Source organism: uncultured Demequina sp. (assembly GCF_913055775.1).
GTDB lineage: Bacteria > Actinomycetota > Actinomycetes > Actinomycetales > Demequinaceae > Demequina.
The window spans coordinates 1-25409 of the sequence record NZ_CAJXJX010000024.1 but is presented as its reverse complement, the minus strand read 5'-3'; the positions used below and the strand labels follow the sequence as shown (position 1 = coordinate 25409).

The following is a 25409-nucleotide window of genomic DNA, read 5'->3' as shown; positions in this document are numbered from 1 at the left end:
GGCCGCGGACGCCTCGCGCCCGCGGCCCCGCCGGGGTGATTTCGAGTCGGGCTTGAGCGGCCCGTCAGACCCGAACCCGGGCCATCTCCAGTTCCTCGTCCCGTTGGCCCTGCGGAGGCGCCTCCCCGCCCTCGATGCTCACGTGGGGGAGCCACTGCAGCCAGCTCGGCAGGTACCAGTTGGTGCGCCCCAGGAGGGCCATGAGCGCGGGCACCAGCATGCTGCGCACCACGGTCGCATCCAGGATCACTGCGGCCGCAAGGCCAAAGCCCATCTGGGAGAACTCCGCGAGATCTCCCAACGCGAATCCGGAGAACACCGCGACCATGATCAGCGCGGCTCCCGTGATCAGGGATCCCGTGCGGCTGAGGCCGTAGGCGATGGACTCGCGGGTGTCACCCGTAGCGTCGAAGCGCTCCTTGACGCGACTGAGCAGGAACACGTGGTAGTCCATCGACAGCCCGAACAGGACCGCGAACAGGAACAGCGGGATCCACGGCGCAATGCCGTCGACCTGCGGGAAGCCGAACAGGCTGGCGCCCCAGCCCCACTGGAACACCGCGACGAGCATGCCGAACGCCGCAGCGGTGGAGAGCAGGTTCAGCACGATCGCCATCGCCGGCACCACGATCGACCTGAAGGCGACGAGCAGCAGGACGAAGCTCGACCCGAGCACGATCAGCAGCACCCATGGAGCCATGTCGCGGATCGTGTCCGAGAAGTCGACCGAGCTGGCCTGATCGCCTCCGACGTACGCGATCGCGGCGGTGCCGGCCAGCGCCTCCGGCACGATCTCCTCGCGCAGGCGATCGACCGCCGCCTCCGCCTCAGGATCCGCCGCGTCGAGGGTGTCCCGCGTGTCGATGAACGCGATGTCATCGACCCACATCAGCTCGGTCTCGGCGAACGCGGGGTCGTCCTCGATCGCGGCGGCGAGCGCGGCGACCTCGGCGTCCGCGTTGGCCGCATCCTCGATCACGATGAGCGTCGACGACTGACCTTGACCGAAGTCCTCGACGAGGGTCTCGGTCGCGAGCCGGAATTCGTTGTCCTCCGGCAGCGCCTCGATGCCGGGGAACGTGAGTCGCATTCCTGCCGCCGGCGCGGCCAGCAGTCCCAGGATCGCGAGACCCGCGCCAGCCCACAGCACCGGGCGGCGGATGACGGCCTCGGCGATCGCGCGCCAGCGGCGGGGCTCGGTGCCGGGGTGGGCCCACGGCAGGCGGCCCGCGTTGACGCGGTGCCCGAGCAGCCTCAGGACGGCCGGCAGCAGCGTGACGGCGGCCAGCACGCTCATGATCGCGACCAGGATCGCGCCGGCGCCCAGCGACCGCATGATCGTCGAGGGCACGATCAGCAGGCCCACGAGCGAGATCACGACAGTGATGCCGGAGAACAGCACCGCCCGGTTGGCGGTCGACCCGGTGATCGCCACCGCGTCCATGACGGAGCGCCCGTGCGCGAGCTCCTCGCGGAAGCGTTGCACCGCCACCAGCGAGTAGTCGATGCCCAGAGCGAGGCCCATCATCGTGATCATGTTGACGACGAAGAACGACAGCTCGAAGGCCTGACCCACGATCGCCGTCGCTCCCACCGCCATCACGATCGACACGATCGCCACGAGCAAGGGGATGCCCGCGGCGACGAGCGCGCCGAACACGATCAGCAGGATGACCAGTGCCACGCCCAGGCCGATCGCTTCGCCCACGATCAGGCTCTCCTCGGCGAGCGTGTCGAAGGCGACCTCGCCCGTCGCGGGGCCGATGTTGCGCACGGTGAAGTCAGCGAAGGCGGCATCCGAGCGGACCGCCTCCGTGGCCGCCATGAGGTCCTCGGCCACCGCTCCGTCGTCGTCAGGCAGGACCTGCACGCTCACAAGAGCGGTGGCGCCGTCCTGGGACACGGGGAACGGCTGCTCCGCCGTCGGGACCGTGACCTGGGTGACGCCCTCCACCCCGGCCACCGCATCGGCGAGAGATGCCAGCGCCGCATCGAAGTCGGCGTGGCCGAAGTCCGCCGAGCTCGACTCGACCACGATGGTCTCGGCGACGGTGCCGTCGCCTGTGCCTGCCCGGTGCTCCTCGTCCAACTCGTCGACTGTGCGGGAGTCGACCGGGGTGAGCATGCGCTCGTCCTGGGTGAGCGTGTCGCCCAGGCCGCCGGCAGCGTAGATCGCCCCGGCGAGCGCGAGCACCCAGACCGTGACGGTGATCCACGGCCGGGCGGCCGCGGTGCGGGCGATGCGCCCGGTGATTCCAGTGGACATGCTTCCTCCTCGGTGCATGGTGCGAACGATTCGACGCTAGGGACGGCCGCCGCCTCGGGTCTGCCCGCTGGCGAGCGAAAGGGAGGGACCCGAGAGGGATCCGGGAGGCCGATGCGGGGGAGTCCCAGGCGGGCCGTCTCACCCTCGCGGGGGAGACGGAATTGAACCGGCGAGTGTGGGCGAACGGGGGTCTGGGCAGGCACGATGGGCACATGAACGCGATGGGACGCTACTTCGGAGTGCTGTGGTCGAGCCGCAGCTGGGGCGAGATCACCTACCTGCTGCTCGGGCTGCCGATCGCGATTCTGTGGTTCACCTACGCGGTCACGTTGTACGCGGTCGGCATCAGCCTCCTCATCATCTGGGTCGGCGTTCTGATTCTGGTCGCGATGCAGTGGTCACTGCGTCCGATCGGCGAGAGCGAGCGTCGACTGGCGGTCCACGTGGCGCGCATCGAGATCGACGCGCCGCGTCCGCGCGGCTACCGGATCCACGAGAAGGGTCAGTCGCCCACGCTCGCCGGATGGGGGCGCTGGGGCCACGGCCTGCTCCACGACGGTCAGTCGTGGCGGATCCTCGCGTGGCTGATGTCGCGGATCGTGCTCGGCCCGGTGGGCTTCGCCCTCGCGGTGTGCGCGATCGTCGTGCCCATCGCCCTGGTGTCCGCCCCCATCCTGGCCGGGGGCTACTGGGTCGGGGCGCTCGCGGGTCCCGATGCGGCCGAACCGGTCGCGCAGGAGATCGTCGACACCGTGACCCTGTGGGTGCTCGTGGGCACCCCGGTGCTGCTCGCGATGGCGCCGATCTTCATGTGGGTGTCGCACTACTACACGGTGCTCATCGGCCTGATTGCGCAGTGGGCGCTGGGACCGTGCGGTGACGACCGTGTCGCGGAAGCAACCGAGCGCGCCGAGCTCGCCGAGACGCAGGTCAGGGTCGACCAGGAGCTGCACGACTCGATCGGCCACATGATCACGATGAACATCGTGCAGGCCGGCGCGGGCGCTCACGTCTTCGACTCCGATCCTGAGTTCGCACGCCAGGCGCTGCGCAACATCGAGGAGCGCGGCCGCGTCGCGATGGGAGAGCTGGACCGCATCATCGCGGCGATTCGTGGAGACGACGCCGAACCGCGCGCGCCGCTGCCGACGCTTGCCGAGGTTACCGACCTGCTCGAGCAGGCGAGGGCTGCAGGGTTGGAGATCGAGGCACAGCTCGACGCCACGATGCCGCCCGTCGCGCTGTCGAGGGCCGCCTACGCCATCATCCGCGAGGGCGTCACGAACGCCGCGAAGCACGCCCCCGGGGCCACGATCCACGTGCACACCCGCTCGCTCTCGGACGCGTTGGCGATCGCCGTGACCAACCCCAGGGCCGATGCGGGCGCGGAGCCGATCGCGGCTCTCAAGCAGGCGCGGCAGGGCATCCGCCACGGCACGGCCGGAATCCGCGACCGCGCAGCGCTGCTGGGCGGCACGAGCGTGATCGGCCCTCGCGACGACGGCGGCTACGAGGTCCTGGTGCTGATCCCGGTCGAGCTGTCGCTGGGCGAGGGTGACCCCGCCGACGACGAGGGGTGCTGCCAGTGGAGCCGCGTCCGTGCCAAGGTGTTGGCATGAGACTCGCGATCGTCGACGATGACCCGCTGGTCAGGATGGGGCTGAAGGCCATCCTCCAGTCGGAGAAGGGCTGGGAGGTCGTGGCGGAGGCGGGCGACGGCAGCGCCGCGGTCGCGGAGGTGCGACGCTCGTCCCCGGACGTGGTGCTGATGGACGTGCGCATGCCCGGCATGGACGGGCTCGAGGCCACGCGCCTCATCGTCGAGTCGGGCTCCTCCGCCAAGGTCCTCGTGCTGACGACCTTCGAGGTCGACGAGTATGTGTTCGAGGCTATGCGCTCCGGCGCCGCCGGCTTCGTGCTCAAGCGCGTTCCCCCGCCGGAGCTGATCGAGGCGGTTCGCGTGGTCGCGACCGGAGAGTCGCTGCTGTTCCCGGCCTCGACCCGGGCCGTGATCGAGCGGTTCTCCGAGGCCGAGTCCTACGAGCTGCCCGAGCTCACCGAGCGCGAGGAGGACGTCCTCCGGGAGCTCGCGCGCGGTCGCTCCAATCAGGAGATCGCGTCCGGACTGTTCGTGTCAGTCGAGACCGTCAAGTCCCACGTGGCATCGATCCTCACGAAGCTGGGAGTACGCGACCGCACGCAAGCGGTGATCGTGGCGTACGAGTCGGGGTTCGTGAAGCCTGGCGATGCCGCAGAGCTGTAGCGGGCGTCCCGTTCTCCACGGGGGTCGCTGCTGACAGATGCGACGAGGGCCGGGACCCCGTCAGGAGTCCCGACCCTCGCCGACTGTCGAGCGAGTGAGGTCAGCCTGTGAAGGTCGCCTCGATCGCCAGGGCGACGGGGTCGACGATCACGCCGTTGGCGGTGCCGTCCTCGTCGAGCTCGCCGCCGTCGGTGAGCGTGTAGGTCACCGTCATGCGGTCGGCGGAGAAGGTCGCACCGGCGATCTCCTCCCAGCCCGAGTCAGCGACCTTGAACGCGCTCGTGAACGGACGCGGTGCGGTCAGGGTGACGGTGACCGAGTCGCCGGCCGCGGGGACCTCGACCGCGAAGGTCGCGGCACCGAAGGGCAGCGCGGCTCCGGCCGGAGGTGTCGGCAGGTCGGCGATGTCGACCCAGGCGATGTCCGTGACGGCGACCGCGGGGGACGCCGTGCCGGCGATGGTGCCGCCGGGCGTGGAGACCTGGAACTCGATCTCGCCGGCCTCGGGGACCTCAGGTTCCACGACGCCGGACGCCTCGAGCTCGTAGGCGCCGATGTCGAACGCCACGCCCTGCGGGCGCTCGATGCCACGCTGGTCCCAGGAGACCGTGCTGGCTCCGGTGGGCACGGCGTCGATCAGCGGGCTGCCCTCGAGGAGGGCCACCGTCTGGGTGGGACCGCCGTTGTCCGCGAGCGCGCCCAGCATCGGGTCGAGCCCGTCGCCGATGTTGCCGCTGCTGGGGTCGCCCCAGCCGTCGGTGCAGGACCCGTCGGCATCGAAGTTGAAGGCGGCCGTGAAGCTCTCCGCCTCGCCGAAGCACGCGTCCGTGCCAGCGGGAGCGGTGAAGATCGAGCCCACGATGGTGGTGACGGTGCCGTAGATGGTGAGCAGCGACGCCTCCGAGTCATCGGCGGCGACGAAGGTGGAGTGCTCGACCGTCGAGACCAGGTAGTCCTCGAGGTACACCCCGTCCGCCCACACGTCGTTGTCCGCGAAGGTCGAGTTGACGATCGCCGCGTACTGGTCCTCGTCGGCGGCGCCGGCGTCGATCAGGGCGTAGCCCTCGTTGCCGGAGAAGGTCGAGCCGTCGATGACGAGCTCGCCTCGCACGACGACCGAACTGCCGTCGTCCGCCACGTTGCCGTCGAACGTGGTGTCCTGCAGCAGCAGGTCACCCGCACCCTCGGAGCCGAGGTCGATCGCGGCGCCGTCGTAGGCCTCATTGCCGATGAAGGAGGACTCGTACACGTCGACGGTTCCGTAGCCGCCGATGGCGCCGGCAAGGTTGGCCTCGTTCTCGACGAACGTCGTGCCGGTGATGGTGGCCGTCGCGCCGGTTTCCTCGACGAACGACGCGTCGAACAGGATGGCGGCGGCGAAATCCGCCTCGTTGGAGTCGAAGAGGCTGTCGGTGACCGTGAGGTCGCCCACCGCGAAGACGGTGCCGGCGGTGCTCGCCGAGTTGCCGACGAACGTCGAACCGGTGATGTCGACCGGGTGCGGCTCTGCGTCCTCCGAGCCGAATGCCTCGATCGGCCACGCGAGCAGCGCGCCGCCGAATTCTGCCTGGTTGCCCGCGAAGTGCGAGTCGCGGATCGTCACCGGACCTCCGGCGAACACAGTCGTGTTGACGAAGAAGTAGGGGCTCGGCCCCGCCATGGCGCTTCCGGTGATGGTGACCCCGTCGAGGGTGAGGTGCCCGCCCGTCATGGCGTAGATGGCGCCGTGCTGCACGAACGAGTCAATGGTCAGGTCCTCGATGGTGACGTCGGCGCTCGGCGCTGCCTCGGGGCCGAAGATCTCGCCGCCCGCCAGCAGGAAGACGCCGTCGCCGGTGCCCTCCCCGTCGAGCAGCTGGGTGGCGGAGTAGCCGGCGCCGTCGATCGTGAGTGCCTGGTCGCCCGCGTACACGGGCACGTCGTCCTCGGAGATCTCGATGTCGTCCGTGAACGTCAGCGTCACGGGAGACGTCGCGTCACCGGCGCACTCCAGTTCCCAGACGAAGTCCTCGCCGTCTTCGACGAGCTGGTCGCAGCCCGGCAGCGCGCCCGCCGGCGTCGCGAGAACCGCGGTCAACGCGGCGGTGGCGGTGGCGGCTCCGAACGCGCGCTGGCGCGCGCGAGTAGTCCCAAATGTCACGGTGTGCCCCTCAGTGGCTCGTCGAGACCAGCAAAGTCGCTGGTATGGCGGCGAATCTAGCAGAGCCTGGGCCGCGGTGGAGTCATCGCGTGGGGAATGTCTCACCGCGTGCGTGCGTGAGTGCAATTATGGGACCGAGGATCAGCGATCGCGACGCGCGTCCTTCAACCGCGGGCGCTCGCCCGCGCAAGAACTGCCGATCTTCTCGCTCCCGCATCGGCTTCCCGTCATCTTCCCGACACACGTGGCGACTAGGCTGGGCGCACCGAACCCACGAGGCGCGCCGACCCCGCGCGCCATCGCGACAGCAAGGACGCACATGGACCTGTACGAGTACCAGGCGCGCGACATGTTCGAGAAGCACGGTGTGCCCGTGCTGCCCGGCATCGTCGCCGAGACCCCCGCCGAGGCCAAGGCCGCGGCCGAGCATCTGGGCGGCGGCACCGTCGTCGTCAAGGCTCAGGTCAAGACCGGAGGCCGTGGCAAGGCCGGCGGCGTGAAGCTCGCCCACTCGCCCGCCGAGGCCGAGGCCGCTGCCGCGGCCATCCTCGGCATGGATATCAAGGGGCACACGGTGCACCGCGTGATGATCGCCGCGGGCGCCAAGATCGCCGAGGAGTACTACTTCTCGGTGCTGCTGGACCGTGCCGAGCGCCGCTACCTGGCGATGTGCTCGGTCGAGGGCGGCATGGAGATCGAGGAGCTCGCCGTCGAGCGTCCCGAGGCTCTTGCCAAGGTCGCCGTCGATCCCCAGGTGGGCATCGACACGGCGAAGGCGCAGGAGATCGTCGACGTGGCGAACTTCCCCGAGGACCTCAAGGCCCCCGTCGCCGCGGTCATCGAGAAGCTCTGGGCCGTGTACGCGAATGAGGACGCGACGCTGGTCGAGGTGAACCCGCTGGTCCGCACCGAGGACGGCGACATCATCGCGCTCGACGGCAAGGTGACGCTCGACGAGAACGCCGCCTTCCGCCACGAGGACCACGAGGCCCTGGAGGACAAGGCCGCGGCTGACCCGCTCGAGGCGAAGGCCAAGGCGCTCGACCTCAACTATGTGAAGCTCGACGGCGCCGTCGGCATCATCGGCAACGGCGCTGGCCTCGTGATGTCGACCCTCGATGTCGTGGCGTACGCCGGCGAGGCGCATGGCGGTGTGAAGCCCGCCAACTTCCTGGACATCGGCGGCGGCGCTTCCGCCGCCGTCATGGCCAATGGCCTCGACGTCATCCTGCACGACCCGCAGGTCAAGAGCGTGTTCGTCAACGTCTTCGGCGGCATCACGAGCTGCATCGAGGTCGCCAACGGCATCGTGGGTGCCCTCGAGCAGCTGGGCGACGAGGCGACCAAGCCCCTCGTGGTGCGCCTGGACGGCAACTCGGTGGACGAGGGCCGCGAGATTCTCGCCGCCGCCAATCACCCGCTCGTGACCATCGTCGAGACCATGGACGGCGCCGCGGCCAAGGCCGCCGAGCTGGCCAACGCGTAAGGAGTCAGCACATGTCGATCTTCATCAACAAGGACTCCAAGGTCATCGTCCAGGGCATGACGGGCTCGGAGGGCATGAAGCACACCACGCGCATGCTCGCCTCGGGCACCCAGATCGTGGGCGGCGTGAACCCGCGCAAGGCGGGCACATCCGTCGAGATCGACGGGGCGGAGATCCCCGTCTTCGGCTCGGTGGCCGATGCGATGGCTGAGACGGGCGCCGATGTCTCGGTGCTGTTCGTGCCCCCCGCGTTCACCAAGTCCGCCGTGATCGAGGCCGTCGACGCGGGCATGCCGCTCGCGGTGATCATCACCGAGGGCGTGCCCGTCGCCGACACCGCCGAGTTCTTCTCCTACGCGCAGTCGAAGGGCACCCGGCTCATCGGCCCCAACTGCCCCGGTCTCATCACCCCCGGCCAGTCGAACGTGGGCATCACGCCGGCGAACATCACGGGCCCGGGCAAGATCGGCCTGGTGTCGAAGTCCGGAACGCTGACGTACCAGATGATGTTCGAGCTGCGCGACATCGGCTTCTCGACCGCGGTGGGCATTGGCGGCGACCCGATCATCGGCACCACGCACATCGACTGCCTCGAGGCGTTCGAGAACGACCCCGAGACCGCAGCGATCGTGATGATCGGCGAGATCGGCGGCGACGCCGAGGAGCGCGCTGCGGCGTACATCAAGGCGAACGTGACCAAGCCCGTCGTGGGCTACGTCGCGGGCTTCGAGGCTCCCGAGGGCAAGACCATGGGCCACGCCGGCGCCATCGTGTCCGGCTCGGCGGGCACCGCGCAGGCGAAGAAGGAGGCCCTCGAGGCCGCCGGTGTCAAGGTGGGCAAGACCCCCACCGAGACCGCAGAGCTCATGCGCCAGATCATCAACGGCTGAGACCCGACGCAGAAGGCCCGGTCCCCTGGTGGGGGACCGGGCCTTTCCGCGTGACGCCGACCATGGGTCGCCATGCCGCCACGACCCTAGAAGTGCTCCGCTGCCGCTCCGGTCACCTCGGCGACGAGGTCGGCACCTGTCACCTCGGCGGTGCGGTGCCCGTTGACGACCCGGCCCCCCCGCATCACCCAGACCTGGTCGGACAGCCGCATCACCTGCTCGAAGTTGTGAGAGATGATCAGCACCGACGTGCCGCGCTCGACGATGCGGCGGATGAGCGCCTCGACCTGTTGCGTCTCGCGCAGGCCGAGCGCGGCGGTCGGCTCGTCCATGATGACGAACTCGTTCGACCACATGACCGCACGCGAGATCGCGACCGCCTGACGCTGGCCCCCCGAGAGGCGCATCACCGTCTTGGTCACCTCCGGCACGTTGACCGCAAGGTCGCCCACCAGCTCGCGCGCCTTGGCGCGCATCGCGCCGCGCCGCGTGACGCGGAACGGCCAGGGGCCCGCGGTGAGCTCGCGGTTGAGGTAGATGTTCTGCCATACGCTCAGCTGGTCTGCGAGAGCCAGGTCCTGATACACGGTCTCGATGCCGTGATGCCGGGCATCGAGAGGAGATCCGAAGTGCACGGGCTTCCCGCTCACCTTGATCTCCCCGCCGTCGGGGGCGTGATAGCCGCTGACGCACTTGATCAGCGTCGACTTGCCGGCGCCGTTGTCGCCGATGATCGCGGTGACCTCTCCAGCCCTCGCGGACAGTGTCGCGCCGCGCAGCGCGGTCACGTTGCCGAACGACTTGGTGACGTCGGTGACTTCGAGCTTCAGGTCGGTGGTCCCGGTCATCACTTCCTCCCTCGCATCAGTGTCGCGGCGGCGAGCACGACGATGCCGATGACAGCCTGCTCGTAGAAGGCCTCGACGCCGATCATGATCATGCCGGTCTGGAGCACCGTCAGCAGCAGCGCGCCGAGCGCAGGACCCCACACGGTGGCGCGCCCGCCGAACAGGCTGGTTCCGCCGAGCACCGTCGCGGCGACGGCCTTCAGCACGTAGTCCGTGTTGGCGGCGGGCTGCGTGGAACCCACGTAGAGGATCAGCGCGACGGCCGCGAGACCCGCCATCAGCCCCGCGATGACATAACCGATGATCTTGATGCGCGAGACCCGCAGACCCATCGCCTTGCTCGCATCCATGGAGTCGCCGACGGCGAGCAGGTGCGTGCCCAGGGGGGTGTGGGTGAGCAGCACGTGAAGCACGATGACGATCATGAGCACGATGAGGAAGTTCCACCGGAACGGCCCCAGCGAATCCGAGGCGATGGTGCGCAGCACCGGGTCGGAGACGGGCTCCGGGATGCCGCGCGAGATGATCAGGCTCAGGCCCATCATCAGGCCCATGGTTCCCAGCGTCGAGATCATGTCGGGAATGCGCACGATCCCCACGAAGAATCCGTTGAGAACGCCGACTCCCACGCCGACGGCGACCGCGACGAGGAACGACAGCAGCAGGCCCCAGCCTGCGCCGTAGGCGATGCCGAACAGCACGCTCGCAAACGCGAGCGTCGAGGCTTGAGACAGATCGATTCCGGCGAGCATCACCGCGAATGTCATGCCGACGGCGAGCAGGATGGGGATTGCTGCGTCGGCGAGCATGCCGTTGATGTTGACGGCCGTGAAGAAGTTGGGGGCCGCGATCGAGAAGGCGACGAACGCGACCGCCAGGGCGACGGGGGCGGCCGCCCGGGTCCAGAACTCTTGCGAGGTCAGGACCCGGGCCAGCGTCCCCCGGGAGGACTCATCGTTCGACGACACGGACGAGGCCTCCTTGCGGGGTGACTCTGTGGTGGTCATGTGGGGTTCTCTGGCTGCTCTCAGTTGTCGAACGGGTTGGCGATTTCCAGGCTCGCGGGCGGAGCGGGTGCGGCCTCGAGCGCCTCAGCAGCATTCTCCTCCGTCACGATGTGCACCGGGATGTCGACCCGCTCGGGCAGCGTCGTACCTTCGTACGCCGCGATGCATGCCTGCACCGCCTGGTAGCCCATGAGGTAGGGGAACTGCTCGACTGTCGAAGCCAGCTCGCCATCAGCGATCGACGCGAGCTCCTCCTCGGTGCCATCGATGCCGACGACGACGACCTCGCCCTCGCGACCCTCCTGGGCGATGGCCTCCTGGATGCCCATGGCCTGGGTTCCCGCGGGGGTGAAGAAGCCCACGACATCGGGGTTGGCACGCATGATCGCTGCCGCAGAGTTCTTCGCCTTGACGCGGTCCGCGTCGGCAGAGACTGTCTGCACAACGTCGAGCGTCCCGTCGACCACCGAGTTGAATCCTGCCTGGCGCGCGATGTTGCCCGCATCCTGGGCGAGCGTGCCGATGATGGCGACCTGCGACCCGTCGGGCACCAGGTCGAGCATCGCATCGCCGGCTGCGGCGCCCGCCTGCTCGTTGACAGTTCCGAGGTAGGTGTCGATCGTGACGCCCTGAGCAGCCGCCTCGTCCTGATCGATCACGAGGTCGATGTTGATGACAGTCGCGTCCTCGGCGCCCGTGAGGGGCGTGATGAGGTTGGTGGGGCTGGTCGGGTTGAGGACGTAGCAGTCGTAGCCATCGGCGACGAGTGCGGTCAGGCGCGAGGCCTGGCCAGAGTCGTCCGAGACGTTCTGCGCGGCTGCGACCATGACCTCGACGCCGAACTCCTCGGCAGCGTCCTCGCCGCCCGTGGCCATCGCGCCGAAGTACGGGTTGTCAACGGGCTTCGTCACGAACGCGATGCGCGGACCATCTGTGGCCGTGGCATCCGTGGTCGCGTCGTCAGGTGGCGAACTGGAATCTGCGGGGGAGTCCCCGGAGCTGCACGCCGAAAGCGTGAGACCGGCGGCAGCGATCGTGGCGAACGCGGCCCAGGTGTGGCGGGAGGAGTGCTTCCTCATGGTGACCTCTCTCTTCCTTGAGTTGCCCCGTGCGGGGGGCTGTCGTGGCCCGTCGCGCTGGTGATGCCCCGCTATCGACAGGGCTCTCAGTGTGCGACGGGCATCATCATGCACACACTCTGACAACGTTGTCTAGTCGGAGGCCTCGACGTGACGGTTTTGTGACATTTCGCGGTTCATCCGAGTTCGCCCCGCCACGCTGACGCCTCCACGAGCGTCGCGCCCGGCATCGCCTCGGGCGCGTCCCACCACCCCGCAGCGACGCCCACGATCGCTGCCGCGCCGCGCGCCGCCGTCTCCGTGGCGGTGGAGACGAGGAGCGGATGTGAGGCCCGCTGAGCCTTCATCGACACCCAGCCGCGCGAGCGCAGCCCGCCTCCGGTGAGCACGGTGGGGCCCGTCGCGCCGGTCACGCGGCGCAGCTCCGCGTCGGCGGCGTGCGCGCGACCGACGAGATGAGCGTGCAGCTGGCTCCATCCCTGCGCATCGGCGCTCATGCGCACGTCGCCGTGCTCGAGCGCCGCGACGGCGTCGGCAGTGAGGACATCTGCGGCGTGGACGTCGAGTTGTGCGTCGAGCCGCGAGCGATCGACACCCGAGGCGCGCAGCAGCGCGTCCATCGCGAGGCCGGGCCGGAGGCCTTCGGATATCACCAGCGGCCCGCCGGTCGCGGGGGATGTCTCGACAGACATGTGCGGCGGCGGGAATCGAGAGTCGAGCGCGGGGCGGTCCTGCAGTGGAGCGAGCAGGGGTTCGCCCGTCCCGAGCGAATCCACGACGGCGTCGAGCGGCGCGCCGGTGCCCACGGCCGCCACGGGGTGATCGTGACCCGCGACCACGACCGGAATTCCCCCTGGCAGATCGAGTATCTGAGCCGCCGAAGGTGTCACGGGGTGCGCCATCCCGGTGCGGTGGATCGGCGCGATCGCGTAGGCGCCCAGGCCGGCCGCATCCCAGAGTCGGTCGAGAACCTCTCCGTCCCAGGGGCTCACGACGCCCAACGTCGTGGCGAGCGAACGCTCCTGCGCCGGAGCGCCTGTCAGGGTCCATGCGAAGGCGCTGGCGATCACCATGAAGGTGCCGGACGGCACCTCCGTCTGCCGCGACAGCCAGCCCAGTTTGGCGACGGTCGACACGGGGCGCAGGTGGGCGCCGGTGCGATGATGCGCATCGAGCTCCGCTGCCAGCGCCGCGATGTCGCGGACAACGTCCTCACCGCGCTCGTCGTGCCAGGAGGGGAACGCGAGATCCGCAAGCGCGCCGTTGTGGAGGATCGTGCCGACCTCGCCCATCGACGTCACGCCGATGCCTCGCACCACCGGCGCCGCTCGCGCGACGTCGCGCGTCACGGCCGCCGCCGCCTCGATCATGGCGAGGACAGGGAAATCGACCGTGCCACCCCGGGTGATCCGCGGCGTCTCGACCGCCGCGTGCGCGGCAACACCGCCGGACGCGTCGAAGGCGAGCGCCTTGATGCGCGAGCTGCCGATGTCAACGCCGATGACGCATTCGTTCATGGTCTTCGCTCCGTTCGGTCGACGTCCTGGATGACCATGGTCTAGTCTGTCTAACGTTGTCAGAAGGCGCAAACGGCGCTTCGACGTGAACAAGGAGGAACAATGCCGCTCATCACACTCCGCCAGGCGCTCGATGCCGCGCGCCAGGGCGGGTACGGAATCGGCGCATTCAATGTCACGGACCTGGTGCAGGTCGAGGCGGTCCTGGAGGCCGCCAGCGAGAAGTCCGCGCCCGTGATCGTGCAGACGATCGTCGGCGCCTCGGCATTCCGGTCCGACGAACTGTTCTGGGAGGCGATGCTCGGTGCGGTCGCTCGTTACCCCGAGGTCCCGGCCGTCGTGCACCTCGACCACGGGCCCGACGAGCGCAGTTGCGAGCGCGCTCTGGCGGCGGGATTCTCCTCGGTGATGATCGACGGCAGCGTCGACCACGAGACCAAGTTGCCTCGCAGCTTCGAGGCGAACATCGAGATCACCGCGAGCGTGGTCGCGAAGGCGCGGAAGCTCGGGGTGTCCGTCGAAGGAGAACTCGGCACCATCGGCGGCGCCGAGTCGGACGGCACACCCACCACGGAGATCATCCTTGCGGACCCCGCCGAGGCCGAGGAGTTCGTTGCGCGCACGGGCGTCGATGCCCTGGCCGTCGCGATCGGAACCTCGCACGGTGCGTACAAGTTCACGAGCCCGCCGGACGGGTCGGTGCTGCACATGAACCTGATCGAGGAGATCGCCTCGCGTGTGCCCGGCACGCACCTGGTCATGCACGGATCGTCCTCGCTGCCTGCGGACATCCGTGAGGAGATCAACCGTGTCGGCGGCGAGCTCCCTGAGTCCTGGGGCGTGCCAGAGGACGAGAAGGCGCGCTCGACCAAGCTCGGCGTCACCAAGATCAACCAGGGAATGGACTCGCACATGGCCTACATGGCAGGTCTGCGTGGGCACCTGGCCCAGGACCGTCTCACCGTGGACCCGGCTCCCGCGCAGAAGCGCGGCGCGGACAGGATGCGCGCGATCATCGCCGAGCGCATGGACGTGTTCGGCCAGGCAGGCCACGCCGAGGATCACGAGTGGGTGCCGTTCGGCGCCGCGGGCATGTGACGGACGGCCCTCTCGGGCACCCCTGCTGGTAGCCTGACGATCCCATGGCAAGCGACGAGGGCACGGGCTCCGACGGCGGCGCCCGCCGGCGATTCTCGCGGCCTGCCCGGCTCGTGGACCTGGCCGAGCATTCCGGGTATTCGATCAAGACCATCTCGCGGGTGCTCAACAACGAGCCCTACGTGTCCGAGCGCACCCGCGCGGAGGTCATGAAGTCGGTCCACGAGCTCGGCTACGTCGCCGACCATCGAGCTCGGTCCCTGCGAACGACAGGCAGTAGATCTGGCTACGTGGGACTGATCGTGCCGGATATGCGCAATGGATTCTTCGCGGACTTGGCTAACGCCGTGGAGAAGCGCGTCAGCGCGGCCGGTCAGACACTCCTGCTGGGGATCTCGGATGAGTCCACCGCCAAGGAGGCCAAGTATCTCGACGTGTTCCGGCAGAACCGCATCGAGATGCTCATGGCCGTCCCCGCAGGCTCCGACGCCCTGACGCGGTTCTCGGAACAGGTGCCCACCGTGGTGCTGGACCGCATGCAGCCCGGTCTCGAGGACGCCGTCGACTTCGTGACCGCGAACAACAGGGAGTCGGCGCGTGCGCTCACGAGCCACCTCATCCGGGCCCACGGCCTCGAGCGGGTCCTGATGGTGGCTGGAGAGAAGGAGATCTCATCGGTGCGCGAGCGCCAGGCCGGCTACTACGAGGCCATGAGGGAGGCGGGCCTCCAGCCCGCAGTCACCGATCAGCATCTGACTCTTCCCGATGCTGAGGCAGGCGCGCTCGAGATGATGCGCTCCCTCGCGGCGCCGTTCGGCGTGTTCTCCACAGGAAGCCGCATGTACTGGGCAGCGATGTCGGCGGCCGCGCGCCTGGGCACAGTGGTGCCGCGCGACGTCGCCGCCGCCACGTTCGACGGGTCTGGCAGCCTCGGAGTCGCGGGGCCGCTGCCGACGCAGGCGCAGCTCCCCGTGGCCACGATGGTCGCGCGCGCGTTCCAGCTCGTGACGGAGCGCGCGCTCGAACCCGACCGCGCGCCGCGCACTGTCACAGTCGAGTGCGACATTGAGTACGGCATGACGTGTGGCTGCATGGACCCGAGCTCGGCTGGCCCGCTCGTGATCCGCACGGGTCGCTGATCCGCGCGAGCCGGTCCGCTGATTCGCGGCCTTCCCGCGCGACCATGGACCCATGTCGACCCGTTCCCTCGCCTCGGACCTGCGCGCGCTCGGCCGCCGCGGCATCGACGCGATCAAGGCCGCCCCCGCGTGGCTGGGCGGGATCCTGACGGGCTTCCAGGGTGCGCTGCTGGGCTACCTGCTCGTGCTGGCGCCATCGATGGCCGTCGCCGCCGCTTCGCCGACCACGTCCCTGAGCGCCGGGGTCGATTGGTCGGGCGCGGCGATGGCCGCTGGCCGCCTGTGGCTCTTCGGCCTCGGCGGACCTGCGGAGCTGGGCGGGACCGTGGTGTCGCTCGTGCCGCTGGGTCTGACGCTCGTCTACGGCGCGATCCTCGCGGCGATCGCTCGGCGCTTCGCCGCCCGCACCTGGGGGAGTTGGAGCCTCGCCGTCGCGACGTACGCGGCGCTCGTGTCTGTGGCCGCATCGGCGATCCTGGGACCCGAGGCCTCGGACGCGATCGTGCGCGTCACGGTGGTGGCTGCCCTTCTCGCGGCGGTGTTCGTCGCGGCGGGCGTGTGGCGCGCGCATGGCTTGGAGCTCGGCTGGCTCGCCCGCATCCCCGAGGTGGTCCGCGTGGGTCTGAGGCGAGCCGCGGCAGTGACCGCGTTCAGCCTGTGCGCCGCCGCGCTTGCGCAGACGGCGTGGGCCGTCGTGAACCGCGACCGGATCGGCACCACGGCGACCGCGCTCGACCTCGACGGCATCGGTGCGGTCGTGCTCGCGATCGGCGAGCTCGCCTACGCGCCCACCATGGTGGTGTGGCAGCTCGCGTGGCTGACCGGCCAGGGCTTCTCCGTGGGGCTGGGCAGCGCGTATGCGCCGGACGCGATGACGGCCTCGGCGATTCCGGGTCTGCCCATCCTGGGCGCCCTCCCGTCGGCGGCAGGTGGCCTCCTGGTGTGGGCTCCCGCTGTGCTCGTCGTCGTGGCGACCCTGGCGCGCGCCGTCGTACGCCGGGCCTCGTTGGGCTGGCGCCGCGACGCCGCGGCAGACGTTCTGGCGGTGACCATCGTGGCTGCCGCCGCGGGAGCCCTGACCCTGGCCGCCGCCGGCGCTGCCGGGCCGGGGAGGCTGGAGACAGTTGGCGCGGATGCGCTGCCGGTAGCGATCGCGTCCGGCGGGCTCGCGGCCGCAGGGCTCGCGCTGGGGACGCTGATCGTTGCCTTCGCGAGGTGGGTGGCGTCTGTTCTGCCCTGGGGGCGCCGCCCGTCCACGCCGTCGTCAGCGCGCGCGACAGCTCCGCGGACTCCATCCTCGCCCGAGCCTCCGCGCACGGGCACCGTGACCGTGAAGTCAGGTGCCGCCAGCGCTACGGCGCCGAGGTGAGACCCACCTGCTCCAGCAGGTCCTCGATCGTGTCGCGCACCGACTCCTGGTACTCGGCCTCGCACGTGCGCTGAGCCTGCTGGGTGACAGCGCGCTGCCGGCAGTCCTGGAAGTCGGTGATGACCTCGGCGAAGACCGCAAACGTCATGCCCATGGCGACCGAGAACAGCGACACGACCACGCCCGCGCTCATCGCGACGCGGTAGCCCACGATTCCGGTCGCTCGGCGCGACCGGTACAGGGCGCGCGCCGCCAGGAACGCGCCCAGGGGGCCGGTGGCGATCATCGCGAAGGCCCACGGCACGGAGAGCAGGTACAGCAAGGCCGTGATGCCCAGCACCACGAGGAACCAGCCGGTGTCGCGGCGGGCGGGTGCCGGGATGGGACTGACGCGTTCCTCGGTCTCCGTCACGGGGCTCCTCACGGTAGGTGTGGGGTCCAGCATGCCGATAGGCTCGGCGCGTGACAAACCCGCCCACCACAGCTCGGATCGTCGTGCTCATCTCCGGTGCGGGCTCGACCATGCGCGCCGTGTTAGAAGCCAGTGGCGATCCGGGCTACGGAGCGAGCATCGTCGCGGTGATCTCGGACAGGGCCGATGCGCCCGGACTCGACATCGCGCGGGAGGCCGGGATCCCGGCCCGTGTGGTCGCCCTCGCCGATCATGGCGACCGCGCAGCATGGGACTCCGCGCTCGCGGACGCGATCGCCGCGCACGCTCCAGACCTGGTGCTGTGCGCGGGATTCATGCGCCTCCTCGGAGCACCATCGCTCGACAGGTTCGGTGGGCGCATCGTCAACACCCACCCGGCGCTGCTTCCCGCCTACCCCGGCGCGCACGGCGTTCGGGATGCGCTCGCGGGCGGCGCGAAGGTGACCGGGTGCACGGTCATGCTGGTCGACGCTGGGGTGGACACCGGACCGATCATCGCGCAGGCGGCGGTCGAGGTCTGGGAGGATGACACGGAGGAGACCCTCCACGAGCGCATCAAGGTCGTCGAGCGGCGCGTGCTCGCCGAGACGATCGGACGCATGGCCCGCGAGGGCTGGACCATCGACGGCCGTCGGGTGACCCTCGGCGCCAGAGGGAGGCAGGGCATGACGGACCGCCAGTCGGTGCGCCGGGCACTCATCTCGGTATACGACAAGACCGGCATCGAACAGCTCGCAGGGGTCCTCGCGGCCAACGGCGTGGAGATCGTCTCGACCGGATCCACGGCGTCGCGCATCGCTGCCGCGGGCGTGCCCGTCACCCCGGTCGAGGACGTCACCGGCTTCCCCGAGTGCCTCGACGGACGCGTCAAGACCCTCCACCCGCGCGTGCACGCCGGAATTCTTGCGGACCGTCGGCTCGAGGACCACCGCCGGCAGCTCGACGAGCTCGAGATCGCGCCGTTCGACCTCGTCATCGTCAACCTCTACCCGTTCGTCCAGACGGTCGCTTCAGGCGCGAGCCAGGACGACACGATCGAGCAGATCGACATCGGCGGACCGTCGATGGTGCGGGCCGCGGCCAAGAATCACGCCTCCGTCGCCGTCGTGGTGGACCCGGCTCGGTACGAGGATGTCGCCGATGCGGTGGCTGGGGGAGGCTTCACCCTCGCCGAGCGCCAGGCGCTCGCCGCCGAGGCCTTCCGGCACACGGCCGAGTACGACATCCATGTCGCCTCGTGGATGGGCTCCGTGGTCGCGCCCGATGACGAGGGATCGGGCCTGCCGGGGTGGGTCGCGGCATCGTTCTCGCGCGACGCGCTGCTGCGCTACGGCGAGAACCCGCATCAAGGCGCGGCCGTGTACGCGGACACCGCAGCACCCGGCGGGCTCGCGCAGGCCGTGCAGCACCACGGCAAGGAGATGTCGTTCAACAACTACGTGGACGCCGATGCGGCCCTGCGCGCCGCCTACGACCAGGACGCCCCGGCGGTCGCCGTGATCAAGCACGCCAACCCCTGCGGCATCGCGGTGGGGGAGAACATCGCTCAGGCGCATGCGCGCGCCCACGACACCGACCCGGTGTCCGCGTTCGGTGGCGTGATCGCCGCGAACCGGCCCATCAGTGTGGAGGCTGCGCAGCAGATCGCTCAGGTCTTCACCGAGGTCGTGGTCGCGCCCGGCTACGAGCCCGGTGCGCTGGACGTCCTGCAGGCCAAGAAGAACATCCGCCTGCTCGAGGTCGAGCCCGCGCGGCTGCCGGTCGAGTGGCGACGCATCTCGGGGGGACTGCTGGTTCAGGCCTCGGACCGGATCGACGCGCCCGGCGACCCCGCGACGACGTGGTCCCTCGTCGCCGGCGAGGCAGCCGATGATGCGACCCTCGCGGACCTCGAGTTCGCGTGGCGAGCCTGCCGCGCGGTGAAGTCGAACGCGATTCTCCTCGCCAAGGGCGGCGCCGCGGTCGGCATCGGCATGGGTCAGGTCAACCGGGTCGACTCCTGCCGACTCGCCGTCGAACGTGCGGGCGCCGAGCGCGCCGCAGGCGCGGTGGCCGCCTCGGACGCGTTCTTCCCCTTCGCCGACGGACTGCAGGTGCTGGCCGATGCGGGCGTCCGGGCGGTCGTGTCACCCGGCGGATCGGTCCGCGATGCCGAGGTGGTCGATGCCGCGCGCGCCGCAGGCGTCACGCTGTACCACACGGGCACCCGGCACTTCTTCCATTGAGCGGGGTCCACGATGATCGGTGACACTCCGCAGACTACGGCCGCAGTCGCGATCGCCGTGGTCGCCGTGGTGGCCGCGATCGTGGCGTTCGGTGCGCTCGTGAGCGTTCAGGCCGCAGTCCTGCTGCTCGCTGGACTCACGTTCCTGGGCGCGGCGGCTCGGCTCGCTCTGCCGGCCGCGCGGGTCTTCGCCGTCCGCAGGCGCGCAGTCGACGTGGTGGTCCTGCTCGCCTTCGCCGCCGTTCTTGGCTACCTGGGGCTGACCACGCCGCTGGGCTGACCAGGGCCACGCGACTCAGCGGACCTGGAGCGACGTCACTCCTCGACGATCGTGACCTCCTCGACGGTCTCGATGATGATGAGGTCCTCCTCGGGACCGAACGCGCGGAACAGCAGGCCCGTGATCGCGGCGCCCACGATGGGCGCGACCCAGAACGGCCACAGCTGCTGAAGCGCCCAGCTGTCAGACCAGATCGCGGTTCCGGTGGCGCGCGCGGGGTTCAGCGCCCCGTTCGTGAAGGGGATCGCGATGAGGACCAGGAATCCGACCGTGAGGCCGATCGCGAACGGCGCTGCCGCGGCGCCGGCCTTCGCCCGCACCGAGGTGACGGCGAGCACCACGCCCACGAGGAGCGCGGCGATGATGACCTCGATGATGATGGCGGCGATGAGCGGGAAGCCCAGCGGCGAGTGATCGCCGAAGCCGTTGGAGCCGGTGGAGATGATCTCTCGCGCTCCACCCTCGGTCGCTGCCAGGTCCGGGTGCGTCGCCGTCACGGCGAACAGCACGCCGCCCGCGACGGTCGCGCCGATCACCTGGGCGATGATGTACGGCGCGACGTCCCGCCCGGGGAACCGGCCGCCGAGCCACAGGCCCACGGTCACGGCCGGGTTGAGATGCGCGCCCGACACGCCTCCGAAGATGATCGCGGCGATCATCACGCCCAGCGCGAAGCCGAAGGCCACCGCGAGCGTGCCGTTGCCGCCCTGCGAGAAGTACAGCGCCGTCCCCACGCCCATGAACACGAGGATGAAGGTGCCGACGAGCTCCGCGAGCATGCGCGCGATCAGGCTGGGACCCGAGGTGTCCTCGGCCCAGACGTCGTCATCCAGTTCCTCGGCGAACTCGGATTCGGTGTCGAGATCGACCCCGTCGAGGTCCGCCTCGTCCACCTCGGCCGGCTTGTCTGCATCGGTCATGAGGAACTCCTTCGGGTCCGTGACGCACGCGCGTCTGATCCGATCTTGGCAGGACGATCGCGCGGATGCGCGGTGGGCGCGGCGCGCGGCGTGTCAGTCGCGGTCGGGCGTGTCTCCGGTGGCCGGACCGGGCGCTGGCGTGTCAGGCCCTGGTGTGTCAGGCCCTGGTGTGTCAGGCGCTGACCCCAGCCTGGCCTCGACACGCAGCCGGATCGCCGTCGTGACTCGGAGAGCCGGCCGCAGGACGACGGGCTGCAGCACGAAGATGATGGCGCTGCACGCGACGTAGATCACCAGCGTGGTGCCGAGCGCCGTGAGCAGCAGCCAGTCCGAGGAGGCCTGGCGCGGCGTCTCGACCAGGTCGGACCACACCCAGGCCCGCACCATCGGGTTGTCATGGATGAGGTAGACCCCGAATGCGGCGGCGGCCCAGTAGTTCACCACCCGTGACTGGCGCTCGCGGCTCTTCAGAACCGCGCCCAGGAGCGCCACGGCGAAGGCGAGAGAGAGCGGGGAGTACGGCCCGGCGACGAGCCACCGCGTCCACCCGAGGTCCTCGGGCAGGCCAGTCGCGTTCCACCGCAGTGTGGTCGCGATCCACATCGCGACGGGGATCGCGACCCCGGTTCCGAAGGCCGCGGCGATCCACGCTCCTCGGCTCCCGGGAAGTGGATGCAGACGCATGTAGGAGGCGATCATGAACAGCAGGGCGAACCACGCGAGGTCGGAAACGTAGAGCCACACGCCGTCGACGAGATTCAGCACGCTCCACAGCGCGACGCCGACGGCGATCAGGCGGCCGAGCTGGACCCGCGTGAGGCCCGTCGCGACCATCGCCAGGTAGGGCGCGATGAGCACCAGCATCACGTACGCGGTGACGAACCAGTACTGGCCGAAGATCACCGGCAGCACGGACTTCTTGATCTCGGTCCCGCTGACGGTGTCCGGTGCTACGACGAGGAACGTCGCGAGAATGAGCAGCGAGATCGGCAGCACCTGCGCGTAGATGGACGCCAACGACCTGCCGCGGGAGGGCCGCTTCACCATGAAGTACGCGCCCACGAGCACGAATAGGTCCACGCCCCACTTGCCGAATGCGCTCGCCACGCTCAGGGTGACGGCCGCATCCTGGTCGAAGGTCACGCCCATCACGCCACCGTGAACGGCGTAGTGGTGGGCGACGATCCCGACCATGGCTGCGATCCGCAGCGCTTCGATGCTGCTGTTCCGCTTGGCCGGGGCCGGTGTCGTGCTCGCCTCGGTCATAGCACGAACCTCGAACTGGGCCACATCCTCGCCAAGTCGCGATCGGGAAACCTCTCGGCGACAGCGCGGTACGTGGGGGCGAGGTGCTGAGCCGCGGCACGCACCGCGCTCTCGGGAAGCCCGCCATCGTCCTTGGGCTGCGACACATTCCGAATGTCCCCAAAGTCGGCGTCGACCGGGTCGATCCCGAGGAAGCCGCAGATTTCCCGGAACGTGTTGCCCTCAAACAGCTCCTCGTAGAAGCCGTAGTAGACGTCGGCCGGGTCGAACACAGAGTCGACCGCTGCGATCGTGGTCTCGTAGCGGCTTCGACTCGCGTAGATCTCCTGGTCGTGAATGCGCTCAACCATCGCCTCCGCGGGTGCGGGGAATCGGCGTGGCTGGCGACCCTGCTGCATCCGAATCTGCGAGTACGTCCTCTCGACAGGATCACGCATGAGAAAGACGACCGCAGTTCTGATGCCGCGCTCTGCGAAGTGATCGCGGATCTTCGACAAGCGGCGCGCCGGCAGGAGTGCGTAGTCCGGGGTGACGTCAGCTGCAAGGCGGGCGGGGTCGTTGCGGCTGAGCAGCGCGGAGAAGTGATCGAAGTAGTGCTGGGGATTCAAGACCATGCTCGCACGATGGAGCATCCGTGCCTGGGCCCGCTCGCCTGCAAGCGCAAGGGTCGATTCCTCGGCAGCGCGGCGGAAGACCTTGTCGCGGTTCCACCGCTGGATCGGCACATCGATGCAGTCGAACACGTGGTACTCCTTGAAGTATCCACGCGCGAATTGCGGCGAGCCCTCCAGTTGAGTGTGGAGCCACGTCGTCCCTGCCTTCTGCGCGCCCAGGCCGAGCATGAACGTCGGTCGAGGTGGCGTCCTGCGGGTTCGAAACACGGGGATCCTTGGCTGTCGAAGAACAGTGATGGCGCTCGAGTCGCCATGATAGACGCGACGGCACACGGGGTGGGGCGGCAGGCGGCGCGGATCGCAAATTCGCGCCTTTTTGACCCGAGGCGGTCTCGGAATTGCCGGCATCGAGCTCGCGCGAGTGGTCTAGCCTAGGGTGCGAACCCGTACCCGAAGCAGACGTGAGGCACCCGCATGGCGAAGATCAAGGTCGAAGGCAAGGTCGTCGAACTCGACGGCGACGAGATGACCCGGATCATCTGGCAATTCATCAAGGACCGCCTGATCCACCCGTATCTCGACATCGACCTCGAGTACTACGACCTGGGAATCGAGTCCCGCGACGCCACGGACGACCAGATCACTGTCGACGCCGCTCACGCCATCAAGGAGCACGGCGTCGGCGTCAAGTGCGCGACCATCACGCCGGACGAGGCCCGGGTCGAGGAGTTCGGCCTCAAGAAGATGTGGGTGAGCCCCAACGGCACCATCCGCAACATCCTCGGCGGAGTCGTCTTCCGCGAGCCGATCATCATCTCGAACATCCCCCGCCTGGTGCCCGGCTGGACCAAGCCCATCATCATCGGCCGTCACGCTCACGGCGATCAGTACAAGGCGACCAACTTCAAGGTCCCCGGTGCCGGTACCGCGATGATCACCTTCGTGCCCGAGGACGGCTCCGCGCCCATCGAGCACGAGATCGTCAAGATGCCTGAGGGCGGCGGCGTGCTGATGGGGATGTACAACTTCAACAAGTCCATCGAGGACTTCGCGCGAGCGTCCTTCAGTTACGGCCTGCTGCGCAACTACCCGGTGTACATGTCGACCAAGAACACGATCCTCAAGCAGTACGACGGTGCGTTCAAGGACATCTTCCAGGACGTGTTCGACCGCGAGTTCAAGGCCGAGTTCGAGGCCAAGGGCCTGACCTACGAGCACCGCCTCATCGACGACATGGTGGCCGCCGCCATGAAGTGGGAGGGCGGCTACGTCTGGGCCTGCAAGAACTACGACGGCGACGTGCAGTCGGACACGGTCGCTCAGGGCTTCGGCTCGCTGGGCCTCATGACCTCCGTGCTCATGACCCCGGACGGCAAGACGGTCGAGGCCGAGGCCGCGCACGGCACGGTGACCCGCCACTACCGCCAGCACCAGGCCGGCAATGAGACCTCGACCAACTCGATCGCCTCGATCTTCGCCTGGACCCGGGGTCTGGCCCATCGCGCCAAGCTGGACGGCAACGACAGGCTGGCCGACTTCGCGGCGACGCTGGAGAAGGTCTGCGTCGATACGGTCGAAAGCGGCTTCATGACCAAGGACCTTGCCCTGCTGGTCGGCCCCGACCAGAAGTGGCTGACGACGACCGGCTTCCTCGACAAGGTCGACGAGAACCTGCAGAAGGCGATGAGCTGAGGCGGCCAGCCGCCAGGGTGGGACTGTCGTCCCGCCGGAAATGACAAAGGGCGCGGTTTTCCGCGCCCTTTTATTGCGGGTTGCCTCTATCCGCCCCCGGCTTGCCGGGTGTAGTCGTCCGCGTCGAACCACCCTCGCGACGCCTTGACCTTGAGATCCTCGTCGAGGTCCCATTCCTCCCAACCGCGGATATCCAGCGGATTGCCGGATGTAGCGTCGTGTCCGGTAAACGTCCAGACGTAGACGGCATGGTTTCCTGAGCAACGGATTTCGTCGCAAACGAGCGTCAGGTCCGGCACATCCGCGAAAAACCCCGCTGCCATGTCGGTGACGCGCGCGCGTCCGCTCCAGGGTTCGCCGCGGTTGATGACGATTTCACCGTCCTCGGCATAGAACGATGCGACGGCTTCAGCCGATTTCGAGTTCCAGGCGGTGGTATAGTCCTGCGCCATTTGCGCTATGGAATCGGCGGTAATCGGCATTGGCTTCCCCCTGCGATTTATTTTCCATCGGAAAGTTTCTTTATTTTGTTCCGTCGCGTCCAGTCCCGAGCCGTTCATCGCCCGAGCCCTGGATAGCGAACAGGACCGGACACGGTATCCGGCATCGCCGAAACCATGCCGGCCGCGACCTATGCCGCCTCGCCAACCGGCGGCAACTGGAATGCGGCCCGCGCGGCCGGTTCCGCGAGAACGTCCCTGGGATAGTACCGGGTCAGCACATCGGCCTCGAACAGATCAGGATTGGCGGCGGCGAAGGCCTCCCAGCCGCGCTCCGGGTGTAGGGCCATGCGGGCATGGATCAGTGCCATGAAGGCGGTCGTGATGGTGGCGTGGTAGAGGCCGTCCTTGCCGTTCTTGGCAGCAAAACCTCGGATC

22 protein-coding genes and 1 pseudogene are annotated in these 25409 nt (G+C 69.0%); 11 read left to right on the top strand and 12 right to left on the bottom strand.

Annotation, left to right across the window (positions count from 1 at the left end; genetic code table 11):
- Positions 1–64: 64 nt before the first annotated feature.
- Positions 65–2266: an MMPL family transporter gene (locus QZ483_RS04015; protein ID WP_297081698.1), complete on the bottom strand. Its 2202-nt coding sequence runs from the start codon at positions 2264–2266 to the stop codon at positions 65–67.
- A gap of 212 nt (positions 2267–2478) precedes the next feature.
- Between QZ483_RS04015 and QZ483_RS04010 the strand changes: the two genes are divergently transcribed.
- Together QZ483_RS04010 and QZ483_RS04005 are read left to right on the top strand one after the other, a co-directional pair.
- Positions 2479–3885: a sensor histidine kinase gene (locus tag QZ483_RS04010; RefSeq protein ID WP_297081697.1), complete on the top strand. Its 1407-nt coding sequence runs from the start codon at positions 2479–2481 to the stop codon at positions 3883–3885.
- Positions 3882–4529 carry a response regulator transcription factor gene (locus QZ483_RS04005; RefSeq protein ID WP_297081696.1) on the top strand — a complete coding sequence of 216 codons (648 nt, stop codon included), beginning with the start codon at positions 3882–3884 and terminating at the stop codon, positions 4527–4529. The genes QZ483_RS04010 and QZ483_RS04005 overlap by 4 nt, the downstream gene beginning before the upstream one ends.
- Positions 4530–4629: 100 nt before the next feature.
- Here QZ483_RS04005 and QZ483_RS04000 read toward each other — a convergent pair whose 3' ends face one another.
- The gene (locus QZ483_RS04000; protein ID WP_297081695.1) at positions 4630–6669 is read right to left on the bottom strand and encodes a choice-of-anchor Q domain-containing protein; all 2040 of its coding nucleotides are present in this window, start codon (positions 6667–6669) and stop codon (positions 4630–4632) included.
- Between the two features lie 319 nt (positions 6670–6988).
- Here QZ483_RS04000 and sucC point away from each other — a divergent pair, with 319 nt between their 5' ends.
- Together sucC and sucD are read left to right on the top strand one after the other, a co-directional pair.
- Positions 6989–8155: an ADP-forming succinate--CoA ligase subunit beta gene (gene sucC, locus QZ483_RS03995; RefSeq protein WP_297081694.1), complete on the top strand. Its 1167-nt coding sequence runs from the start codon at positions 6989–6991 to the stop codon at positions 8153–8155.
- 11 nt (positions 8156–8166) lie between these two features.
- Positions 8167–9045, top strand: a complete 879-nt coding sequence (gene sucD / locus QZ483_RS03990; protein WP_297081693.1) for a succinate--CoA ligase subunit alpha — start codon at positions 8167–8169, stop codon at positions 9043–9045.
- Between the two features lie 86 nt (positions 9046–9131).
- Here sucD and QZ483_RS03985 read toward each other — a convergent pair whose 3' ends face one another.
- The 4 genes from QZ483_RS03985 to QZ483_RS03970 form a co-directional block, all read right to left on the bottom strand.
- Positions 9132–9893: an ATP-binding cassette domain-containing protein gene (locus QZ483_RS03985; RefSeq protein WP_297081692.1), complete on the bottom strand. Its 762-nt coding sequence runs from the start codon at positions 9891–9893 to the stop codon at positions 9132–9134.
- Complete coding sequence (locus QZ483_RS03980; RefSeq protein WP_297081691.1) at positions 9893–10900, bottom strand: ABC transporter permease; 1008 nt, start codon at positions 10898–10900, stop codon at positions 9893–9895. The genes QZ483_RS03985 and QZ483_RS03980 overlap by 1 nt, the downstream gene beginning before the upstream one ends.
- Positions 10901–10920: 20 nt before the next feature.
- Complete coding sequence (locus QZ483_RS03975) at positions 10921–11979, bottom strand: substrate-binding domain-containing protein (RefSeq protein ID WP_297081690.1); 1059 nt, start codon at positions 11977–11979, stop codon at positions 10921–10923.
- Positions 11980–12155: 176 nt separating this feature from the next.
- The gene (locus tag QZ483_RS03970; protein ID WP_297081689.1) at positions 12156–13496 is read right to left on the bottom strand and encodes an FGGY family carbohydrate kinase; all 1341 of its coding nucleotides are present in this window, start codon (positions 13494–13496) and stop codon (positions 12156–12158) included.
- A gap of 102 nt (positions 13497–13598) precedes the next feature.
- On the opposite strand from QZ483_RS03970, the gene QZ483_RS03965 reads away from it, so the two are divergent.
- The 3 genes from QZ483_RS03965 to QZ483_RS03955 are packed head-to-tail and all read left to right on the top strand — an operon-like array spanning position 13599 to position 17102.
- On the top strand, positions 13599–14594 hold the full coding sequence (locus tag QZ483_RS03965; protein WP_297081688.1) for a ketose-bisphosphate aldolase: 996 nt from the start codon (positions 13599–13601) through the stop codon (positions 14592–14594).
- A gap of 44 nt (positions 14595–14638) precedes the next feature.
- On the top strand, positions 14639–15733 hold the full coding sequence (locus QZ483_RS03960) for a LacI family DNA-binding transcriptional regulator (protein WP_297081687.1): 1095 nt from the start codon (positions 14639–14641) through the stop codon (positions 15731–15733).
- Positions 15734–15785: 52 nt separating this feature from the next.
- A complete protein-coding gene (locus QZ483_RS03955) occupies positions 15786–17102 on the top strand; it encodes a DUF6350 family protein (protein WP_297081686.1) in 1317 nt (438 codons plus the stop codon).
- Here the strand turns inward: QZ483_RS03955 and QZ483_RS03950 are convergent.
- Positions 17086–17514, bottom strand: coding sequence for a hypothetical protein (locus QZ483_RS03950; protein ID WP_297081685.1), 429 nt, complete (start codon positions 17512–17514; stop codon positions 17086–17088). The genes QZ483_RS03955 and QZ483_RS03950 overlap by 17 nt on opposite strands.
- Positions 17515–17564: 50 nt before the next feature.
- On the opposite strand from QZ483_RS03950, the pseudogene purN reads away from it, so the two are divergent.
- From purN to QZ483_RS03935, 3 genes and pseudogenes are all read left to right on the top strand, one after another.
- Positions 17565–18137, top strand: a pseudogene (gene purN / locus QZ483_RS03945) (phosphoribosylglycinamide formyltransferase); the annotation flags it as partial.
- A 63-nt stretch (positions 18138–18200) separates the two neighbouring features.
- Positions 18201–19760: a bifunctional phosphoribosylaminoimidazolecarboxamide formyltransferase/IMP cyclohydrolase gene (purH, locus tag QZ483_RS03940; RefSeq protein ID WP_297081699.1), complete on the top strand. Its 1560-nt coding sequence runs from the start codon at positions 18201–18203 to the stop codon at positions 19758–19760.
- Positions 19761–19772: 12 nt separating this feature from the next.
- Positions 19773–20039 carry a DUF3017 domain-containing protein gene (locus tag QZ483_RS03935; protein ID WP_297081684.1) on the top strand — a complete coding sequence of 89 codons (267 nt, stop codon included), beginning with the start codon at positions 19773–19775 and terminating at the stop codon, positions 20037–20039.
- A gap of 35 nt (positions 20040–20074) precedes the next feature.
- On the opposite strand, the gene QZ483_RS03930 is transcribed toward QZ483_RS03935, so the two are convergent.
- The 3 genes from QZ483_RS03930 to QZ483_RS03920 all read right to left on the bottom strand — a co-directional run bounded on the left by QZ483_RS03930 (position 20075) and on the right by QZ483_RS03920 (position 23106).
- Entirely contained in the window at positions 20075–20959 is an 885-nt protein-coding gene (locus tag QZ483_RS03930; RefSeq protein WP_297081683.1) for an aquaporin, read from the bottom strand.
- 93 nt (positions 20960–21052) lie between these two features.
- Entirely contained in the window at positions 21053–22225 is a 1173-nt protein-coding gene (locus QZ483_RS03925; protein ID WP_297081682.1) for an acyltransferase, read from the bottom strand.
- On the bottom strand, positions 22222–23106 hold the full coding sequence (locus QZ483_RS03920) for a sulfotransferase (protein ID WP_297081681.1): 885 nt from the start codon (positions 23104–23106) through the stop codon (positions 22222–22224). Before QZ483_RS03920 ends, QZ483_RS03925 begins: the two co-directional genes overlap by 4 nt.
- 207 nt (positions 23107–23313) lie before the next feature.
- Between QZ483_RS03920 and QZ483_RS03915 the strand changes: the two genes are divergently transcribed.
- Positions 23314–24531: an NADP-dependent isocitrate dehydrogenase gene (locus tag QZ483_RS03915; protein ID WP_297081680.1), complete on the top strand. Its 1218-nt coding sequence runs from the start codon at positions 23314–23316 to the stop codon at positions 24529–24531.
- Between the two features lie 86 nt (positions 24532–24617).
- Here QZ483_RS03915 and QZ483_RS03910 read toward each other — a convergent pair whose 3' ends face one another.
- Complete coding sequence (locus tag QZ483_RS03910) at positions 24618–25013, bottom strand: nuclear transport factor 2 family protein (protein WP_297081679.1); 396 nt, start codon at positions 25011–25013, stop codon at positions 24618–24620.
- 149 nt (positions 25014–25162) lie between these two features.
- Positions 25163–25409: hypothetical protein (locus tag QZ483_RS03905; protein WP_297081678.1), on the bottom strand; the 247-nt coding region annotated here is incomplete at its 5' end.

Coding starts and splice junctions, on each gene's coding strand:
- sucC (WP_297081694.1), top strand. CDS start 6,989: ATGGACCTGTACGAGTACCAGGCGCGCGACATGTTCGAGAAGCACGGT.
- QZ483_RS03910 (WP_297081679.1), bottom strand. CDS start 25,013: ATGCCGATTACCGCCGATTCCATAGCGCAAATGGCGCAGGACTATACC.
- QZ483_RS03930 (WP_297081683.1), bottom strand. CDS start 20,959: ATGACCGATGCAGACAAGCCGGCCGAGGTGGACGAGGCGGACCTCGAC.
- QZ483_RS03965 (WP_297081688.1), top strand. CDS start 13,599: ATGCCGCTCATCACACTCCGCCAGGCGCTCGATGCCGCGCGCCAGGGC.
- QZ483_RS03980 (WP_297081691.1), bottom strand. CDS start 10,900: ATGACCACCACAGAGTCACCCCGCAAGGAGGCCTCGTCCGTGTCGTCG.
- QZ483_RS03935 (WP_297081684.1), top strand. CDS start 19,773: ATGATCGGTGACACTCCGCAGACTACGGCCGCAGTCGCGATCGCCGTG.
- sucD (WP_297081693.1), top strand. CDS start 8,167: ATGTCGATCTTCATCAACAAGGACTCCAAGGTCATCGTCCAGGGCATG.
- QZ483_RS03960 (WP_297081687.1), top strand. CDS start 14,639: ATGGCAAGCGACGAGGGCACGGGCTCCGACGGCGGCGCCCGCCGGCGA.
- purH (WP_297081699.1), top strand. CDS start 18,201: ATGACGGACCGCCAGTCGGTGCGCCGGGCACTCATCTCGGTATACGAC.
- QZ483_RS03970 (WP_297081689.1), bottom strand. CDS start 13,496: ATGAACGAATGCGTCATCGGCGTTGACATCGGCAGCTCGCGCATCAAG.
- QZ483_RS04010 (WP_297081697.1), top strand. CDS start 2,479: ATGAACGCGATGGGACGCTACTTCGGAGTGCTGTGGTCGAGCCGCAGC.
- QZ483_RS03985 (WP_297081692.1), bottom strand. CDS start 9,893: ATGACCGGGACCACCGACCTGAAGCTCGAAGTCACCGACGTCACCAAG.
- QZ483_RS03975 (WP_297081690.1), bottom strand. CDS start 11,979: ATGAGGAAGCACTCCTCCCGCCACACCTGGGCCGCGTTCGCCACGATC.
- QZ483_RS03915 (WP_297081680.1), top strand. CDS start 23,314: ATGGCGAAGATCAAGGTCGAAGGCAAGGTCGTCGAACTCGACGGCGAC.
- QZ483_RS03955 (WP_297081686.1), top strand. CDS start 15,786: ATGTCGACCCGTTCCCTCGCCTCGGACCTGCGCGCGCTCGGCCGCCGC.
- QZ483_RS04005 (WP_297081696.1), top strand. CDS start 3,882: ATGAGACTCGCGATCGTCGACGATGACCCGCTGGTCAGGATGGGGCTG.
- QZ483_RS03925 (WP_297081682.1), bottom strand. CDS start 22,225: ATGACCGAGGCGAGCACGACACCGGCCCCGGCCAAGCGGAACAGCAGC.
- QZ483_RS04015 (WP_297081698.1), bottom strand. CDS start 2,266: ATGTCCACTGGAATCACCGGGCGCATCGCCCGCACCGCGGCCGCCCGG.